The sequence below is a fragment of the Paraburkholderia sp. BL6669N2 genome, assembly GCF_003387275.1.
Classification (GTDB): Bacteria; Pseudomonadota; Gammaproteobacteria; order Burkholderiales; family Burkholderiaceae; genus Paraburkholderia.
In genome coordinates this window covers 2,643,187-2,660,540 of record NZ_QUNA01000001.1, presented here as the reverse complement: position 1 = coordinate 2,660,540, position 17,354 = coordinate 2,643,187, and the positions used below count along the sequence as shown (strand labels likewise).

At 61.0% G+C, this 17,354-nt stretch carries 17 protein-coding genes; 11 read left to right on the top strand and 6 right to left on the bottom strand.

Features of this window, described 5'->3' with window-relative positions; genetic code table 11:
* The 4 genes from B0G80_RS12050 to nadC all read left to right on the top strand — a co-directional run bounded on the left by B0G80_RS12050 (position 1) and on the right by nadC (position 4,924).
* A complete protein-coding gene (locus B0G80_RS12050; RefSeq protein ID WP_116118138.1) occupies positions 1–1,356 on the top strand; it encodes a mechanosensitive ion channel family protein in 1,356 nt (451 codons plus the stop codon).
* 202 nt (positions 1,357–1,558) lie between these two features.
* Positions 1,559–2,755, top strand: a complete 1,197-nt coding sequence (locus tag B0G80_RS12045) for a fatty acid desaturase (RefSeq protein ID WP_106314174.1) — start codon at positions 1,559–1,561, stop codon at positions 2,753–2,755.
* A 130-nt stretch (positions 2,756–2,885) separates the two neighbouring features.
* Positions 2,886–4,025, top strand: coding sequence for a quinolinate synthase NadA (gene nadA / locus B0G80_RS12040; protein WP_116118137.1), 1,140 nt, complete (start codon positions 2,886–2,888; stop codon positions 4,023–4,025).
* Positions 4,025–4,924 carry a carboxylating nicotinate-nucleotide diphosphorylase gene (gene nadC / locus B0G80_RS12035; RefSeq protein ID WP_116118136.1) on the top strand — a complete coding sequence of 300 codons (900 nt, stop codon included), beginning with the start codon at positions 4,025–4,027 and terminating at the stop codon, positions 4,922–4,924. The genes nadA and nadC overlap by 1 nt, the downstream gene beginning before the upstream one ends.
* A 91-nt stretch (positions 4,925–5,015) precedes the next feature.
* On the opposite strand, the gene nadB is transcribed toward nadC, so the two are convergent.
* The 4 genes from nadB to radC all read right to left on the bottom strand — a co-directional run bounded on the left by nadB (position 5,016) and on the right by radC (position 8,294).
* Positions 5,016–6,614 (bottom strand): L-aspartate oxidase, encoded by a 1,599-nt coding sequence (gene nadB, locus B0G80_RS12030; protein ID WP_116118135.1) that lies wholly within the window; start codon positions 6,612–6,614, stop codon positions 5,016–5,018.
* A 246-nt stretch (positions 6,615–6,860) separates the two neighbouring features.
* Positions 6,861–7,028 carry a 50S ribosomal protein L33 gene (rpmG, locus tag B0G80_RS12025; protein ID WP_007180630.1) on the bottom strand — a complete coding sequence of 56 codons (168 nt, stop codon included), beginning with the start codon at positions 7,026–7,028 and terminating at the stop codon, positions 6,861–6,863.
* A gap of 10 nt (positions 7,029–7,038) precedes the next feature.
* A complete protein-coding gene (rpmB, locus tag B0G80_RS12020; protein WP_012434114.1) occupies positions 7,039–7,272 on the bottom strand; it encodes a 50S ribosomal protein L28 in 234 nt (77 codons plus the stop codon).
* A gap of 242 nt (positions 7,273–7,514) precedes the next feature.
* A complete protein-coding gene (gene radC / locus B0G80_RS12015) occupies positions 7,515–8,294 on the bottom strand; it encodes a RadC family protein (RefSeq protein ID WP_116118134.1) in 780 nt (259 codons plus the stop codon).
* Between the two features lie 165 nt (positions 8,295–8,459).
* Between radC and B0G80_RS12010 the strand changes: the two genes are divergently transcribed.
* From B0G80_RS12010 to B0G80_RS11980, 7 genes are all read left to right on the top strand, one after another.
* On the top strand, positions 8,460–8,915 hold the full coding sequence (locus B0G80_RS12010; protein ID WP_106283410.1) for a peptidylprolyl isomerase: 456 nt from the start codon (positions 8,460–8,462) through the stop codon (positions 8,913–8,915).
* Positions 8,916–8,917: 2 nt separating this feature from the next.
* On the top strand, positions 8,918–9,877 hold the full coding sequence (gene ispH, locus B0G80_RS12005; protein ID WP_106283409.1) for a 4-hydroxy-3-methylbut-2-enyl diphosphate reductase: 960 nt from the start codon (positions 8,918–8,920) through the stop codon (positions 9,875–9,877).
* Positions 9,878–10,414: 537 nt separating this feature from the next.
* Positions 10,415–11,614, top strand: a complete 1,200-nt coding sequence (locus B0G80_RS12000) for a branched-chain amino acid ABC transporter substrate-binding protein (protein WP_116118133.1) — start codon at positions 10,415–10,417, stop codon at positions 11,612–11,614.
* Between the two features lie 229 nt (positions 11,615–11,843).
* Complete coding sequence (locus B0G80_RS11995) at positions 11,844–12,794, top strand: branched-chain amino acid ABC transporter permease (RefSeq protein WP_012434109.1); 951 nt, start codon at positions 11,844–11,846, stop codon at positions 12,792–12,794.
* Positions 12,795–12,812: 18 nt separating this feature from the next.
* Positions 12,813–13,982, top strand: a complete 1,170-nt coding sequence (locus tag B0G80_RS11990) for an ABC transporter permease subunit (protein ID WP_116118132.1) — start codon at positions 12,813–12,815, stop codon at positions 13,980–13,982.
* A gap of 19 nt (positions 13,983–14,001) precedes the next feature.
* Positions 14,002–14,775, top strand: coding sequence for an ABC transporter ATP-binding protein (locus B0G80_RS11985; protein ID WP_095418433.1), 774 nt, complete (start codon positions 14,002–14,004; stop codon positions 14,773–14,775).
* A complete protein-coding gene (locus B0G80_RS11980) occupies positions 14,775–15,491 on the top strand; it encodes an ABC transporter ATP-binding protein (RefSeq protein ID WP_012434106.1) in 717 nt (238 codons plus the stop codon). The genes B0G80_RS11985 and B0G80_RS11980 overlap by 1 nt, the downstream gene beginning before the upstream one ends.
* A 109-nt stretch (positions 15,492–15,600) precedes the next feature.
* On the opposite strand, the gene B0G80_RS11975 is transcribed toward B0G80_RS11980, so the two are convergent.
* Together B0G80_RS11975 and B0G80_RS11970 are read right to left on the bottom strand one after the other, a co-directional pair.
* Positions 15,601–16,071, bottom strand: coding sequence for a GNAT family acetyltransferase (locus B0G80_RS11975; RefSeq protein ID WP_116118131.1), 471 nt, complete (start codon positions 16,069–16,071; stop codon positions 15,601–15,603).
* Between the two features lie 18 nt (positions 16,072–16,089).
* On the bottom strand, positions 16,090–17,274 hold the full coding sequence (locus B0G80_RS11970) for an acetylornithine transaminase (protein WP_116118130.1): 1,185 nt from the start codon (positions 17,272–17,274) through the stop codon (positions 16,090–16,092).
* Positions 17,275–17,354: the final 80 nt, after the last annotated feature.

The following is a 17,354-nucleotide window of genomic DNA, read 5'->3' as shown; positions in this document are numbered from 1 at the left end:
ATGCAAAACCGTCTCTTCCCTCATATGTTCAGCGACCTGGCGCGCGACCTCGGTCAACCCGTGATGCTGTGGCAGGTCGGCGTGCTGATCGCGACGCTCGCGGGCGCCTGGCTGCTCGCGAGCGTGTTGCGCCGCGCGTTGGATCTACGCCGCCAGACGCGTTACCAGACGCTGCGCTTCGGCGCGGAAAGCCTGAATCGCGCGTTTTTTCCGCTGATCGGCGCGGTCCTCGTGTGGCTTGCACGGTCGATCACCGGCCAGTTCATGCACACCGCGCTGCTCGATCTGGCTTTGGTGCCGCTGTTTGGTATCGGCTTGATTTACATCGTATTTTTCTTCGCGCGACGGGTTTTCAGTCATGACGGCGAGACGCATCCGCTGCTTTTCCTCGTCGAGAAAATCGTCTCGACGGTGGTCTGGGTCGGCATGGTGCTCACAGTCATGGGCATTCAGGACGACGTTCTCGCGTGGGCGGCCGGCGTGCATTTCAGCGTCGCCAACGCGCATTTGACGCTGCTCTCGCTCATCTCGGGTCTGCTGTGGGTGTGCGTGACGATGGTCGTCGCGATGTGGCTCGGCGCCACATTCGAAGACCGCCTGATGCGCTCGAAGACGCTCGACGCCAACCTGAAGGTCGTGGTGGCGCGAGTCGGCCGGGCGGCGTTCGTGCTGGCGGCGGTGCTGATCAGCCTGTCGCTGGTCGGGATCGACATCACCGTGCTGGGCGTGTTCGGCGGCGCGTTGGGTGTCGGGCTTGGCTTCGGCCTGCAGAAGATCGCGAGCAACTATGTGTCGGGCTTCATCATCCTGATCGACCGCTCGCTGCGTATCGGCGACACGATCAACGTAAGCGGTCTGCAAGGCATGGTGACGCAGATCCGCACGCGCTACACGGTGGTGCGCGGGCTGGACGGCATCGAAACGCTGATTCCGAACGAAAAGCTGATTACGGACGTGGTGCAGAACCAGTCGTCTTACCTGACGCGCGGTCACGCGAAGGCGGCCGTGCAGGTCGCCTACACGTGCGACGTCGACCAGGCCATGACCTTGCTCGCCCAGGCCGCGGAGGGCGTGCCGCGGGTGCTGCAGGAGCCGGCGCCGACGGCTTATCTGGCGGGTTTCGGCTCGGACGGTATCAACCTCGAACTGGGCTTCTGGATCGAGGATGCGGCCACCGGCACTTCGGGCGTGCGCTCGGCGGTCAACCGCAATATCTGGCGTCTGTTCTCCGAACACGATATCGCCATTCCGTTCGCGCAACGCGAAGTGCGAATCGTCGGCAATGTCAGCGACGTTATGCCGCAGCCGGTAACAATGACCGCCGCGGCAGTCAATCCGTCCGACAGCAGCCGCTGACGGGCACTCTACGCGCGCCGACGGGTCTATCAGAGACCTTTGGCGCGCTCCATCTGTTGATCCCGCACAAAAAATCCCTATTTGTTACAAACACTTGGAACGCTTCAAGTAGAATACCGTCCAATCCCGCTGTATGCTTTCACTTTCTTGACGCGCGCATTTTGCGTGTGTCTCGTGTCTCTCGTTCCACAGGTAAATTGCCTTGTTGAATTCTTTGCTCGACTTCCTTGCCCACGGTCTGTTGCACTTCTCGTGGTGGCAACTTGTGCTGTACACGGCGATCGCGACGCACATCACGATCATCGGCGTGACGGTCTATTTGCATCGCTGCCAGGCGCACCGCGCGCTGGAGCTGCATCCGATCGTCAGTCATTTTTTCCGTTTCTGGCTGTGGATGACCACGGGCATGTTGACCGGCCAGTGGGCCGCGATTCACCGTAAGCACCACGCCAAGTGCGAGACCGAAGAAGATCCGCACAGCCCGCAAACGCGCGGTATCTGGAAGGTGCTGCTCGAAGGCGCTGAACTGTATCGCGTCGAAGCGAAAAACGAAGAAACCATGCGCAAGTTCAGTCACGGCACGCCGAACGACTGGATGGAACGCAACGTGTACACCAAGTACCCGATCCTCGGCGTGAGCCTGATGATGGTGCTGAACGTCGCGCTGTTCGGCGTCGTCGGTCTGACCATCTGGGCCGTGCAAATGGTGTGGATCCCGTTCTGGGCCGCCGGCGTGGTCAACGGTCTCGCGCACTTCTGGGGCTATCGCAACTTCAACTCGTCGGATGCGAGCACCAACATCTTCCCGTGGGGCATCATCATCGGCGGTGAAGAGTTGCATAACAATCACCACACGTATGCGACGTCGGCCAAGCTGTCGAACAAATGGTACGAGTTCGATATCGGCTGGATGTATATCCGCATCATGTCGGCGTTCCGTCTGGCCAAGGTGAAGAAGGTCGCGCCCACGCCGCGTCTGACCACCGGCAAGCTGGTGCTCGATCAGGACACGCTGCAAGCCGTGCTGGCCAACCGCTACGAAGTGATGGCGCGTTACGGCAAGGCGCTCAAGCGCGCCTATCGTCAGGAACTGGCGCATTTGAAGGAAGTCGGCGCGCGCGAGAAGTATCAGGTCATGCGTGGTGCGCGTAGCTGGTTCCACAAAGAAGAAGCAGGTCTGGACGAGCCGCAGAAACGCCAGCTGCCGCAAATCTTCGCGAACAGCCAGAAGCTCAAGACCTACATCGACATGCGCAATGAGCTCGCCGCCATGTGGGAGCGCTCGAATGCATCGCGCGATCAGTTGCTGATCCAGTTGCAAGACTGGTGTCATCGCGCTGAGCAGAGCGGTATTAAAGCGCTGCAAGAGTTTGCGATGCGACTGCGTCGTTATGCCTGATAGCGAAATCCATTAAAATCTCTGTACGTCACAAAACCCCGCGTTGGCGGGGTTTTGCTTTTTGGGCCGCGGAAACTGCAACGACACGCGATTGACAGTCCGCGGCGGCAGAGCGAAGGCAGAGGAGATCATGGATCAGCAGGCGATCAGGACCGTCGAATACGACCGGCCGCAGGCGCAGGGCACGACCTGCGGAATCGGGCAGGCGTGGGCGAAGGTGCCGGACATGCCGTCGGCGGAAGAGAAAGTAGCGCTGAAGGCACGTATCCGCGCATTGCTCGAGCGCGAGAAAGCGGTGCTTGTCGCGCACTATTATGTCGATGCGGAATTGCAAGAACTGGCCGACGAGACCGGCGGCTGCGTGGCCGACTCGCTGGAAATGGCGCGCTTCGGGCGCGATCACGCTGCGCAGACGCTAGTCGTCGCGGGCGTGCGCTTCATGGGCGAGACGGCAAAAATCCTCAGTCCGGACAAGCGCATTCTGATGCCGGATCTCGATGCGACCTGTTCGCTCGATCTCGGCTGCCCGGCCGACGAATTCTCCGCTTTCTGCGACGCGCACCCGGACCGCACGGTGGTCGTGTACGCGAACACGAGTGCGGCGGTGAAGGCGCGTGCGGATTGGATGGTGACGTCGTCGATCGGTCTGGAAATCGTTGCCGATCTGCACGCGCGCGGCGAGAAGATTATCTGGGCGCCGGATCGGCACCTCGGCAGCTATATCCAGAACAAGACCGGTGCGGACATGCTGCTGTGGCAAGGTTCGTGTCTGGTGCACGACGAGTTCAAAGGTATCGAACTCGATCTGCTGCGCGCCGAATATCCCGGCGCCAAGGTGTTGGTGCACCCGGAGTCGCCGGCTAATGTGGTCGCGCAAGCGGACGTGGTGGGATCGACCACCCAGTTGATCGACGCGGCGCAGAAACTCGACGCGACGCATTTCATCGTGGCGACCGATCTCGGCATTCTGCACAAGATGCAGCTCGCCGCGCCCGGCAAGACCCTGATTGCCGCGCCGACGGCCGGCAACAGCGCGACCTGCAAGAGCTGCGCGCATTGCCCGTGGATGGCGATGAACGGCCTAGCGAATCTGGCCGACGTACTCGAGCGCGGCCACAACGAAATTTTCGTCGATCGTGCGATCGGCGAGCGCGCGCGTTTGCCGATCGACCGGATGCTGGACTTCGCGGCGCGCCATAAGAAGCGCGTGCAGGCAAGCGGCGATCTCGCGCGCGACACGCAACTGTATTCGAATGTGGGGGCGGCTTAATGGGCGCGGTAGAAGGCAACAAGCTCGAAGCGGTGTCGCCGCTGTTCGCTGAAATTTACGCGCAATACGGCGCGGCGTTTGACGCCGCGCTGGCGCGCAACGTGACCGATGCACTGGCCGAAGATATCGGCGCGGGTGACCAGACGGGCCGCCTCGTTCCCGCTGACGACGTGCGTGACGCACGCGTCATCGTGCGCGAAGATGCGGTGCTGTGCGGGGTGCCGTGGTTTGAAGCGGTGATGCGCCAGGTCGATCCGCGTATCGAAGTCCAGTGGCGTTATCGCGAAGGCGAACTGATGACGGCCAATTCAACGGTCTGTGAAATGCGCGGCCCCGTTCGCGCGTTGTTGACCGCGGAACGCAACGCGCTGAACTTCCTGCAATTACTGTCGGGCGTGGCGAGCGCGACGCGCCGCTATGTCGATGCCGTCGCGCATACGCGAACGCGCATTCTCGACACGCGCAAGACCTTGCCGGGCTTGCGGCTCGCGCAGAAGTACGCGGTGCGCGTGGGCGGTGGAGCGAACCAACGGCTCGCGCTGTACGACGGTATTCTCATCAAGGAAAACCACATTGCCGCGGCCGGCGGTGTGGGCGCTGCAATGGACGCGGCGCTGGCGCTGAATGCGGGGGTGTCGATCCAGATCGAAGTCGAGACGCTCGAGCAGTTGGAATCGGCGCTGGCTCATCGCGCGCAATCCATTCTGCTGGACAATTTCTCATTCGATGCCATGCGCGACGCGGTGGACATCACGGCGGGGCGAGCAGTGCTGGAGGTATCGGGCGGCGTGAACTTCGACACGGTGCGCACGATTGCGGAAACCGGCGTCGATCGCGTGTCGATCGGTGCGCTGACCAAAGACGTCCGCGCAACGGATTACTCGATGCGAATCGTCTGACGCCCAGGTTCGCAACCACTCATGTCCAATCGGACAAAAATCCATCGCCGGATCATTTCGGCGATGGCCTTTTCGTTTCAGCTTGTCTCAATCACACGTTGCGATTGCGCACATGCTCAGGCGAAAGCACGGTCGGCAGCGCCTTGGGCAAGGTCGCCGGCCAGTCACGGCTGAAGTGCAGACCGCGGCTCTCGCGCCGCGAACGCGCGCCTTCGACGATCAGCGAAGCCACGTCGACCAGATTGCGCAATTCGAGCAGGTCGCGGCTCACCTTGAAGTTCGCGTAATACTCGTGGATCTCGTCGCGCAGCAGGGCGAGCCGATGCTTCGCTCGCGCGAGCCGCTTGTCGGTCCGTACGATACCGACGTAATTCCACATCAGGCGGCGCAGTTCGTCCCAGTTGTGCGCGACCACGACTTCTTCGTCGGGGTCGGACACGCGGCTTTCGTCCCAGTCCGGCAGCGGGGCGTGGACGGCGGCACTAAACCCTTCTTCTTCGATAGCCTGCGCCGCGGAGAGGCCGATCACGAGGCACTCCAGCAACGAATTGCTGGCCAACCGGTTCGCGCCATGAAGGCCCGTGCATGACGTCTCGCCGACCGCGTAGAGGCCCGCGAGATCCGTGCGGCCCGCCAGATCGGTGACGACGCCGCCACACGTGTAGTGCGCGGCAGGCACGACCGGAATGCCCTCTTTGGTGATATCGATGCCGAATTCCTGGCAGCGCGCCAGAATCGTCGGGAAGTGTTCACGCAGGAATTCGGGCGACTGATGGCTAATGTCGAGATACACACAGTCGATGCCGCGCTTCTTGATTTCGAAGTCGATCGCTCGCGCGACGATATCGCGCGGCGCAAGTTCAGCGCGTTCGTCGTGATTCGGCATGAAGCGCGTGCCGTCGGGCAATTTGAGAATGCCGCCTTCGCCACGCACCGCTTCTGAAATCAGGAATGATTTTGCATACGGATGGAACAGGCAGGTCGGATGGAACTGGATGAATTCCATGTTCGACACGCGGCAACCAGCCCGCCACGCCATCGCGATGCCGTCGCCCGTCGCAGTGTCGGGATTCGTGGTGTAGAGATAGACCTTGCCCGCGCCGCCCGTGGCGAGCACCGTATGCGGTGCTTCGATCGTGACCGTGCGCCCGCTTTGCAGATCCAGCGCGTACAGGCCGTGACAACGACGACCCGGCAAGCCGAGGCGGTCGGACGTGATCAGGTCGATGGCGTAGTGATCTTCGAGCAGCGTGATGTTCGGGTGGCGGCGCACGCGCTCGCTGAGCGTGGCCACCACGGCATGGCCGGTTGCATCTGCCGCATGAATGATCCGGCGATGGCTATGGCCGCCTTCGCGCGTGAGGTGGAAGCCGAGCTCGGCGGCGTCGTCTTTGGTGAACGGCACGCCTTGCGCGATCAACCATTCGATCGCCGCGCGGCCATGTTCGACGATGAAACGCGTGGCTGCTTCGTCGCAAAGACCGCCGCCGGCGATCAGCGTGTCGCGTACGTGATTTTCGATGCTATCCGCTGAATCCAGAACTGCGGCGATGCCGCCTTGCGCCCAGTCGCTTGCGCCTTCAGTCATCGATCGCTTGGCGACCACCGCTACACGACGTGTTTCCGCCAGATTGAGCGCGACGCTCAAGCCAGCCAGACCGCTACCGACAATCGCCACATCGAATTCCATTGCCTACATCTCCGTCTTTTCGTTTTGCGGTGACGGCGTGCCATTCGCTCGCCGCTAAAACGAGAAAGGATACGCGCCGCAATGGATGAGGGAAAGCTGGCCGAATGGCATAAGACTATTCGGTGAGCGAATATGCATCGACAGCGGCACACATGCAAAAACAAGTGCACGCCGAAAACAAAAAAAGCCCCGCACGAATGCGAGGCTTTTTGCATGTCTTTGCCTTCGTCAGGCAGGAGCCAAGATTTATTTAATCTTGGTTTCCTTGTACTCAACGTGCTTACGGACGACCGGATCAAACTTCTTGATCAGCATCTTTTCCGGCATGTTGCGTTTGTTCTTCGTCGTCGTGTAGAAGTGACCCGTGCCTGCGGTCGATTCCAACTTGATCTTGTCGCGTGCGCCTTTTGCCATGATTTACTCCTTAGGCTTCGCCGCGTGCGCGCAGATCTGCGAGCACGGAGTCGATACCGTTCTTGTCAATCAAGCGCAGACCAGCGTTCGAAATGCGCAGACGCACGAAACGGTTTTCGCTTTCCACCCAGATACGGCGGCTTTGCAGGTTCGGCAGGAACCGGCGCTTGGTTTTGTTGTTCGCGTGGGAAACGTTGTTGCCGCTCATCGGCGCTTTCCCAGTTACTTGGCATACGCGTGCCATGAGAGCACTCCTAATACGCTAATTCTGAGTTCGAACGCCGTGAAAGTTTCCCGAAAAGACTCGCGCTGAGCTTGTTGACACAACTCTAGGCACGTTTCCTTTCCGGAACGCCTTGGTGGCTTCGGAACAGGGGGTTGGAAATAGGCAAACCGGAATTATAGCGGAAAAAAAGCCGCAAAATCAAACCTTATTTGCGATGCCGGACCCGCCGTGGCATCTGCGCGACCCTGGTTCGCGCCTTCTCACGGCCAGCCGGCGCGGGCAAACGAGTAAACGCTGTCGACGCCGACAACCAGATGATCGACCAGTTGCACGTCGATCAGTGTCAGGGCATCGCGCAACGTATGCGTCAGACGGTGGTCGCTTGCGCTCGGCTGGACGGCGCCCGAAGGGTGATTGTGCGCGACGATCAAGCTGGCCGCATTCAGGCTCAGCGCGCGCCGCACGATCTCCCGTGGATACACGGCCATGCGCGTGAGCGTGCCGTGCGCGCTTTCCTCGCAGTGTATCAGTCGATGCCGCGCGTCAAGGAAGAGCGAGACGAAAACCTCCAGCGGACGCCCGCCGATGCGCAAACGCAGGTAATTTTCCACGGCTTCGGGTGAATTCAACAGCGAGCGTGAGCGCAGCTTGTCCACTAACGAACGGCGCGCCATTTCCATGATGGCGAGCAGCTGCGCTTTTTTCGCCGGGCCGATGCCGCGCAGGCCGTCGAAATCCGTGTAAGTCGCGTCGAGCATGGCGCGCAGCGAGCCAAAACGGTCGAGCAACTCGCGCGCGACGCTGAAGACGTCGTGACCGGGCAGGCCGGAGCCGAGTATCAGCACGATCATTTCGGTATCCGACAACGCGCCGGGCCCTTTCTTCAGCAACCGCTCGCGCGGCATATCGTCTTTAAGCCATTTGCCCCGCAGAAGCGGCGAGGGCGATGGTGCGCCGCAGGCCGTTCCCTTGGGCGGCTGCGACTCGATGGCGGGCGCCTTCAGGGCTGCCTCGTCAAACAGGGTGGCGTCATCTGCCATATATAGAGTGTCCTCCGCTTCGGGTTCTGGGCGCCACGACGCAAGCCGCCGCTCGCCATGTGGCTTACAATAGACGCTTTGCGCACGGCACCCGACGGTTTGCCACACGCGTCGACTGCGCCAGCGGCGCACGCGTGCAGCGCGCTTCGACTGAGCGAGCATTGCATGAGCATCATCGACATTTCCGAAGTGAAACCCGGTTCACATGTGACGCTTCACTACCGGCTTTCCCTTGCCGATGGCGCCGAAGTCATCAATACGTTTAACGACAAACCGGCCACGCTGCTGTTGGGCGCGGGCCAACTGGCGCCGCCGCTGGAAGATATTTTGCTCGGTTTGAAGGTGGGCCACCATTCGACCTTTCAGCTAACGCCGGGGCAGGCGTTCGGTCCCCGCAATCCGGAATTGATCCAGCGCGTGTCGCTGGCCACGCTGCGGGAAAACAGCATGATCGGGGAGGATTTTTCTCCGGGCGACCTGGTCGAATTCAACGCACCGGGCGGCGGCCGTTACGCCGGCGTCCTGAAAGAAGTCGGCGAAACCTCGGCTCTGTTCGATTTCAACCACCCGCTTGCCGGCCAGGCGCTGGCGTTTGAAGTGAAAATCATCGGGATTCTGTAAACATGAGCACCACGGATACGACTCTTGCTGAAACCGAGATCCTGCTGGCGCAGCCGCGCGGGTTCTGCGCCGGCGTCGACCGGGCTATCGAGATCGTCGAGCGGGCCATCAAGTTGCACGGCTCGCCGATCTACGTTCGTCACGAAATCGTTCATAACGCCTACGTCGTCGAGGATCTGCGCAAGAAAGGCGCGATCTTCATCGAGCGGCTGGAAGAAGTGCCCGCCGGCAATACCGTCATTTTCAGCGCGCACGGCGTGTCGAAGGCCGTGCGTTCGGAAGCCGAGTCGCGCGGGTTGCGCGTGTACGACGCGACGTGCCCGCTCGTGACCAAGGTGCATATCGAAGTCGCGAAGATGCGCCAGGACGGCTTCGACATCGTAATGATCGGCCACAAAGGTCATCCTGAAGTCGAAGGCACGATGGGGCAGGCGGGCGAGGGCATGCATCTGGTGGAAGACATCGAAGACGTGCAGGCCTTGCAACTGGCCGATCCCGAGCGGATTGCCTTCGTCACGCAAACCACGCTCTCGGTCGACGACGCCGCCGAGATCATCGGTGCGTTGAAGGCCAAATACCCCGCCATCCGCGAGCCGAAGAAGCAGGACATCTGCTACGCTACACAAAACCGTCAGGATGCGGTGAAGTTCATGGCGCCGCAGTGCGACGTCGTGATCGTGGTCGGCAGTCCAAATAGTTCGAATTCCAACCGGCTGCGCGAACTGGCCGAAAAGCTTGGCGTGCCTGCCTATATGGTGGACTCGCCCGATCAGATCGATCCGGTCTGGGTCGAAGGCAAGCGCCGCATCGGCGTGACGGCCGGGGCTTCGGCGCCGGAAGTGCTGGCGCAGGCGGTGATCGCCCGGTTGCGTGAACTCGGCGTGCGCAACGTGCGCGCGCTGGACGGCATCGAGGAAAACATCGCGTTTCCGTTGCCGCGCGGGCTGGGTTTGCCGGCCTGACAATCTGCCAACTGCTGAAAGAAAAGCGCGCCCGAGGGCGCGTTTTTTTATCTCCAGGCGTCATCAAGCCTATCCAGAATAAAGTGCCAGATCACAAGAAAGTGCTGGTTTTGGCGTCTGCACGCACAAATTTTTTTGAAAAGTGATCCGGTTTTTTATAGATTTATATGTGATGCGGCCCCGTTTTATATGACTAAAGCAGTCGGCGGTTTTTTGACGCACTAAGATAGTGCGTGCAGCGCAATACTCACGAAAACGTAATACCTAAGGCGAAGCGCGCTGTCACCGGGGCTCGGCGGAATTCGCCGCAACACTTGATGCCATTGGGTGCGACGCTGGTGCAACTGATGCACGGAAAACTATCGCAACCGGGTTGCGCCTTTTAGGGGATTTCGCTCTCAAAATAAGGTTGCAATGCAGGAAAACCCTGCCGGTTCAACAATATTGCCCGTCGCAAAATTGGAGTTACAATGCGCGCGTTCTCAAGGCCTTAGGGCCCTGAACGATAGTTTCTGGAAGGTGCGGGAGACCTACTTAATGCGAGTCAGATTTGCTTACGCCGTGTCCATCGCGGCCGCGGTTGCGATGTTGACCGCGTGCGGCAAGAAACAGGATGGCGAGGCGGGAGCGGGTGCGTCGGCGGCTACGGTTGCAGCGGCGCCGGCGAGCGAAGCGACTGTCGTGAAGATCGGTCATGCGGCCCCGTTGACCGGGCCCATTGCTCATCTTGGCAAAGACAATGAAAACGGCGCGCGTTTGGCGGTCGATGAAATCAACACCCAGGGTTTGACTATCGACGGCCGCAAGATCCAGCTGGAGCTCGACGCGCAAGATGACGCCGCGGACCCGAAAACGGGCACGGCGGTCGCTGAAAGATTCGTCGACGATCATGTCGTCGCCGTGGTCGGCCACTTGAATTCGGGCGTCTCGATCCCGGCGTCCAAGATATATAGCGATGCCGGGATCCTGGAAATCTCGCCGTCGTCGACGAACCCGGGGTACACGCAACAAGGTTTCAAGACGACTTATCGCGTGGTGGCGACCGATGCCCAGCAGGGGCCGGCGCTTGCCAATTACGCAACGAAAGTGCTCAACGCGAAACGCATTGCGATCGTCGACGACTCGAGCGTCTACGGCAAGGGTCTGGCCGACGAATTCGCGAAGACAGTGCAGGCGAGCGGGGCAAAGATCGTTGCGCGCGAAACCACGAATGACAGGGCTACGGAGTTTCAGGCCGTCCTTAAAAAGATCAAGCGTGTTCAGCCGGACGTGATCATGTTCGGCGGCATGGACGCAACGGGCGGGCCGTTTACCAAACAGGCGGCGGCGCTCGGTATCAGGGCAAAAATCCTTGGCGGCGACGGTGTGTGTACCGACAAGGTGGGTGAGCTGGCGGGAACCGCCGTGCAAAACCTGGTCTGTTCGGAAGCAGGACTTGCGCTTTCGAAAATGGACAAGGGAGCGGACTTCGAAAAGAAGTACGTGGACCGCTTCCACACACCGGTGCAGATTTACGCGCCGTTCACGTATGACGCTGTGTACGTGATTGTCGATGCAATGAAGCGCGCTAATTCGATCGAGGCGCCCAAGGTGCTGGCTGCGATGCCGTCGACTGATTACAACGGGGTAATCGGTCACATCGCGTTCGACGACAAGGGTGATTTGAAAGAGGGCGCCATTACGCTTTACGACTTCAAGGACGGCAAAAAAGCGGTTCTCGACGTCGTGAAGATGTGATGACGGGACGTTCAGCCTGACGGCACCGAACCACCCAACGGTGCCGTTTTTGCATCCGCCGAAGGCAAGCCCGCGACTGTCATCCAGTCGCCAAGGTGAACCGGCAGCGGATAACCCTTACCGGTCTTTTACATCAGTACCCGCAGTGCCGTTGAGATTGGCGTACCGCATCACCGCCCACCGGCTGATGAAGAACGCGAATCCAGTCGCACGGGCTAAGGAGCATTAAATGGATATTTTCATCCAGCAGGTCCTCAACGGGCTGGTGCTTGGCAGCGTTTACGCCATCATCGCACTGGGCTATACGATGGTTTACGGCATCCTGGGCATCATCAACTTCGCTCACGGCGATGTGTTGATGGTGGGCGCGATGGTTGCGCTTTCAGCCATAGGCGTGCTTCAGAACCACTTCCCCGGCCTCGGCAATGTGCCGACGCTCATCATCGCGCTGATCATTGCGGCCATTGTGTGCGCGGCGGTCGGCTACACGATCGAGCGCGTGGCCTACCGGCCGTTGCGCAAGGCGCCGCGTCTCGCCCCGCTGATCACCGCGATCGGCGTGTCGATCCTGCTGCAAACCCTCGCGATGATGATCTGGTCGCGCAACCCGCTGCCGTTCCCGCAGCTGTTGCCCACCGACCCGCTCAACGTGATCAAGGCCACCGACACGACGCCTGGCGCCGTGATCTCGATGACTGAAATCGTGATCATCGTGGTGGCGTTCCTCGTGATGGGCGGCCTGCTGCTGCTGGTCCACAAAACCAAGCTCGGCCGCGCCATGCGAGCCATCGCTGAAAACCCGGGCAATGCCTCGCTGATGGGCGTGAACCCGAACTTCGTGATCTCGGCCACCTTCATGATTGGCTCGGCGCTCGCCGCTCTGGCCGGCGTGATGATCGCGTCGGAATACGGCAACGCGCACTTCTATATGGGCTTCATCCCCGGCCTGAAGGCCTTTACCGCAGCGGTGCTCGGCGGTATCGGCAATCTCGGCGGCGCGATGGTGGGCGGCGTGATTCTTGGGCTGATCGAACAGTTGGGCGCCGGCTATATCGGCAACCTCACTGGCGGTGTGTTCGGCAGTAACTATCAGGACGTGTTCGCTTTCATCGTGCTGATCATCGTGCTGGTGTTCCGTCCGTCGGGCCTGCTTGGCGAACGTGTTGCGGATCGCGCCTGATCCCGGGAGAAAACAGACATGACCTCAATTCAACCGATCGAGCCGTCCACGACGCTCATCCCTGAAAAGAACCTGACGAAGACGCTGACCGTCGGCATCATCACCGCGATCTTCGTGATCGCGGCACCGATGATCATCGGCACCGCAGGCGGCAACTACTGGGTCCGCGTGCTCGACTTCGCGATGCTGTACGTGATGCTCGCGCTCGGCCTCAATGTGGTGGTCGGCTTCGCCGGCCTGCTGGACTTGGGCTACATCGCGTTCTACGCGGTCGGCGCTTACACGGCCGCGTTACTGAGCTCGCCGCATCTGGCGTCGCAGTTCGAGTGGATCGCGCATCTCGCGCCGAATGGCCTGCACGTGCCGTTCCTGATCATCGTGCCCTGCGCGATGGCCGTCGCCGCGTTCTTCGGCGTGATTCTCGGCGCACCGACGCTGCGTCTGCGCGGCGACTACCTCGCCATCGTGACGTTGGGCTTCGGGGAAATCGTGCGGATTTTCCTGAACAACCTCGACCGTCCGGTGAACATCACCAACGGCCCGAAGGGGATCACGGGGATCGACCCGGTGCACGTCGGCGACTTCAGCCTCGCGCAAACGCACTCGCTGTTCGGCTTCCAGTTCCCGTCGGTGTACTCGTACTACTACCTGTTCGTGCTGGCCGCGTTGCTGGTGATCTGGGTGTGTACGCGCCTGCAGCACTCGCGTATCGGCCGTGCATGGGCCGCGATCCGCGAAGACGAAATCGCCGCCAAGGCGATGGGCATCAACACCCGCAACGTGAAGCTGCTGGCGTTTGCGATGGGCGCGTCGTTCGGCGGCCTGTCGGGCGCGATGTTCGGCTCGTTCCAGGGCTTCGTGTCGCCGGAATCGTTCACGCTGCCGGAGTCGATCGTGGTGCTGGCGTGCGTGGTGCTGGGCGGCATGGGCCACATTCCGGGCGTGATTCTCGGCGCGGTGCTGCTCGCGGTGCTGCCGGAATTCCTGCGCTCGACGATGGGCCCGCTGCAGAACATGGTGTTCGGCCACGAAATCGTCGATACGGAAGTGATCCGTCAGCTGGTCTACGCACTCGCGATGGTGCTGATCATGCTGTACCGCTCGGAAGGCTTGTGGCCGTCGCCCAAGCATGAAGACAAGATCGCGAAACTGTCGAAGCGCAGCGGCAAGAAGCCGGTGCGCGCCTAAGCACCGCCGGAGAAAAAACATGAGCGATAACATTCGACTGTCGGTGAAAGGGGTCAACAAACGCTTCGGCGGTTTGCAGGCGCTGTCCGACGTCGGGCTTGAAATCAAGTCCGGCCAGATTTACGGTCTGATCGGCCCGAACGGCGCCGGCAAGACGACCTTCTTCAACGTGATCACGGGCCTGTACACGCCGGATTCGGGCGAGTTCAAGCTCGACGGCGAGAACTACACGCCGACCGCGGTGTATCAGGTGGCGAAAGCCGGCATCGCGCGCACGTTCCAGAACATCCGTCTGTTCGGCGGCATGACCGCGCTGGAAAACGTGATGGTCGGGCGCCACGTGCGCACCAAGCACGGCCTGCTGGGCGCGGTGTTCCAGACGCCGGCCGAGCGCAAGGAAGAGCGCGAGATCAAGGAACGCGCGATCGAACTGCTGGAATACGTGGGCATTGCGCAGTACGCGGACTACACGTCGCGCAACCTGTCGTACGGCCATCAACGTCGACTGGAAATCGCGCGCGCGCTGGCAACCGATCCGAAGCTGCTCGCACTCGACGAACCGGCCGCCGGCATGAACGCGACGGAAAAGGTCGAGCTGACCAAGCTGCTCGACAAGATTCGCGCGGACGGCAAGACGATTCTGCTGATCGAGCACGATGTGAAGCTCGTGATGGGTCTGTGCAACCAGATGACGGTGCTCGACTACGGCAAGGTGATTGCGCAAGGTCTGCCGCAGGACGTGCAGAAGGATCCGAAGGTGATCGAAGCTTATCTGGGTGCGGGGGTCCACTAATGGCTACAGCAATGTTGAAAATCAAGGGCCTGCAGGTCAATTACGGCGGCATCCAGGCAGTCAAGGGGATTGACCTCGAGGTTGCGCAGGGCGAGCTGGTCACACTGATCGGCGCGAACGGCGCGGGCAAGACCACAACGATGAAGGCGATCACCGGTCTCAAGCCGTACACGATCGGCGACATCGAGTACATGGGCGAGTCGATCAAGGGCGTGCCGCCGCATCTGCTGCTCAAGAAAGGTCTCGCGATGGTGCCGGAAGGGCGCGGCATCTTCGCGCGCATGTCGATCGTCGAGAACATGCAGATGGGCGCTTATCTGCGTACGGATACGGACGGCATCAAGGCGGACGTGGATCGCATGTTCGGCTTCTTCCCGCGTCTGAAAGAACGTGCGGCGCAGTACGCCGGCACGCTTTCGGGCGGCGAACAGCAAATGCTGGCGATGGCGCGCGCGATCATCTCGCGTCCGAAGCTGTTGCTGCTGGACGAGCCGTCGATGGGTCTGTCGCCGATCATGGTCGAGAAGATTTTCGAAGTGGTGCGGGCGATCTCGGCTGAAGGCATGACCGTGCTGCTGGTCGAACAGAACGCGCGTCTCGCGCTGCAGGCGGCGAATCGCGGCTACGTGATGGACTCGGGTCTGGTCACGATGTCGGGTGACGCGAAGCAGATGCTGGATGATCCGAAGGTGCGGGCGGCGTATTTGGGTGAATAAGTTGGGTGATTAAGTTGGGTGAATAAGCCCGTTTAGTTTGCGCTGCCTACGAAAAAGGCCGCATGCGCGAAAAACGCATGCGGCCTTTTTCTATTTGGCGTGGCTCGAATCAGGCGGCAGGCACCGCGTCCGCAAATTCACCCAGACGCTTGCCGAGGCTGATCACTGCATCGGCGCGATAACCGAGCGCCTCGTAAAACGCACGGACGTCGGCTTTCGCGGACAACACCTGCAGATTCAGCTTCGGACAGCCTCGCTCCGTCAATGCGTTTTCGACATGCGCGACGAGCCGCGTGCCGATCCCGTGACGACGCAACGACTCATCCACCGCGAGCGAATACAGCCAGCCGCGGTGGCCGTCATAGCCGCCCATCACCGTGCCGACGATGCGCTCGCCGAGCACCGCGACAAAGAACAGTTCCGGCTGCGTCGCCAGCTTGTTGGCGATCGACAGATGCGGATTGCGCTGCGGCCTCGTGACGTCCCGGTACTCGGGGAAGGCTTGCTGCCACAGTGCGACCACGGCATCGGTGTCGCTCGCTTCGAAGCGGCGGATCGATAGCGTTGCGCTCGTCGTCATACGCGCGGTCCTGTTCGGTTACAGCGTGTCGAGAATCGAACGCAGCATTGCCATCATCTGGTCGATTTCTTCGTTCGTCACGTTCAGCGCCGGCATGAAGCGCAGCAGGTTCGGACGCGCCGCGTTCAGCAACAGGCCGTCGGGCTGCATGTCGCGCGCCTTTTCGACGATCTGGTTGCCGATGTCCTTGCCGAGCAGCAGCGCGCGCAGCAGCCCATCACCGCGTTCGCCCTTGAAGCCACGCTCTTCCGACAACTCCAGCAGCTTCGCGCGCAGATACTCGCCGCGCGCGCGCACGCCTTCGAGGAAACCCGGCGCCGTGAGTTGCGAAATCACCGAGTAGCCGACCGCGGTCATCAGCGGATTGCCGTTGTAGGTGCCGCCCTGGTCGCCCGCTTCGAATATGGCGACCTCCGCCTTCGAGAGCAGTGCCGCCAGCGGCACGCCGCCGCCGATGCCCTTGCCGAGCGTCATGATGTCCGGCTCGATGCTCGACAGTTCGTACGCGAACAGCGTGCCGGCACGGCCGCAGCCGCTTTGGACTTCATCGACGATCAGCAACAGGTTGTGCTTCTTCGTCAACTCGCGCAGTTGCTGCATGAACTCGCGGGTGGCGGGAATCACGCCGCCTTCGCCCTGAATCGGTTCGAGCATCACGGCGACGGTTTTCGCGTTGATCAGTTTTTCCACCGACGCGATGTCGTTCAGGTCCGCCTTCGGGAAGCCCGGCACTTGCGGAGCGTAGATCGTGTCCCAGCCCGGCTTGCCGCTCGCCGACATGGTGGCGAGCGTGCGGCCGTGGAAGCTGTGATCGAACGTGATGATCTCGAACGCGCCGTCCTTGAATTTCTTGCCCCACTTGCGGGCGAGCTTGATCGCGCCTTCGTTGGCTTCGGCGCCGCTGTTCGCGAAGAACACTTTGTCGAAGCAGCTATGTTGCGTGAGCAGGCCGGCGAGTTGCGCCATCGGCTGGTTGTAGAAAGCCGGCGATGGGTTGATCAGTAATTGCGCCTGCTTATTCAGCGCTTCGATCATGCCGTCGTTGCAATGGCCGAGGCTGTTGACCGCCCAACCCTGGATGAAGTCCAGATATCGCTTGCCGTTGTTGTCGTAGAGCCACGAGCCTTTGCCGTGCGTGAAAACGATTTCGGGCCGGTTCGTGATGTACATCAGCGACTCGATCGGATATTCATTGAAATTCATGACGGCAGGCTCCAGACAGCAGGGTGAAGGGTAGATGAAGATTGGCCAACTACGAACCAGGGGGCCGGAAAAACAGAAAA

Excerpts from the sequence above, each read along its gene's own strand:
- B0G80_RS11990 (WP_116118132.1), top strand. The coding sequence starts at position 12,813 with ATGACCTCAATTCAACCGATCGAGCCGTCCACGACGCTCATCCCTGAA.
- B0G80_RS11975 (WP_116118131.1), bottom strand. The coding sequence starts at position 16,071 with ATGACGACGAGCGCAACGCTATCGATCCGCCGCTTCGAAGCGAGCGAC.
- radC (WP_116118134.1), bottom strand. The coding sequence starts at position 8,294 with ATGGCAGATGACGCCACCCTGTTTGACGAGGCAGCCCTGAAGGCGCCC.
- B0G80_RS11980 (WP_012434106.1), top strand. The coding sequence starts at position 14,775 with ATGGCTACAGCAATGTTGAAAATCAAGGGCCTGCAGGTCAATTACGGC.
- nadB (WP_116118135.1), bottom strand. The coding sequence starts at position 6,614 with ATGGAATTCGATGTGGCGATTGTCGGTAGCGGTCTGGCTGGCTTGAGC.
- nadC (WP_116118136.1), top strand. The coding sequence starts at position 4,025 with ATGGGCGCGGTAGAAGGCAACAAGCTCGAAGCGGTGTCGCCGCTGTTC.
- B0G80_RS12050 (WP_116118138.1), top strand. The coding sequence starts at position 1 with ATGCAAAACCGTCTCTTCCCTCATATGTTCAGCGACCTGGCGCGCGAC.
- rpmG (WP_007180630.1), bottom strand. The coding sequence starts at position 7,028 with ATGGCAAAAGGCGCACGCGACAAGATCAAGTTGGAATCGACCGCAGGC.
- rpmB (WP_012434114.1), bottom strand. The coding sequence starts at position 7,272 with ATGGCACGCGTATGCCAAGTAACTGGGAAAGCGCCGATGAGCGGCAAC.
- B0G80_RS12000 (WP_116118133.1), top strand. The coding sequence starts at position 10,415 with ATGCGAGTCAGATTTGCTTACGCCGTGTCCATCGCGGCCGCGGTTGCG.
- nadA (WP_116118137.1), top strand. The coding sequence starts at position 2,886 with ATGGATCAGCAGGCGATCAGGACCGTCGAATACGACCGGCCGCAGGCG.
- ispH (WP_106283409.1), top strand. The coding sequence starts at position 8,918 with ATGAGCACCACGGATACGACTCTTGCTGAAACCGAGATCCTGCTGGCG.
- B0G80_RS11985 (WP_095418433.1), top strand. The coding sequence starts at position 14,002 with ATGAGCGATAACATTCGACTGTCGGTGAAAGGGGTCAACAAACGCTTC.
- B0G80_RS11970 (WP_116118130.1), bottom strand. The coding sequence starts at position 17,274 with ATGAATTTCAATGAATATCCGATCGAGTCGCTGATGTACATCACGAAC.
- B0G80_RS11995 (WP_012434109.1), top strand. The coding sequence starts at position 11,844 with ATGGATATTTTCATCCAGCAGGTCCTCAACGGGCTGGTGCTTGGCAGC.
- B0G80_RS12010 (WP_106283410.1), top strand. The coding sequence starts at position 8,460 with ATGAGCATCATCGACATTTCCGAAGTGAAACCCGGTTCACATGTGACG.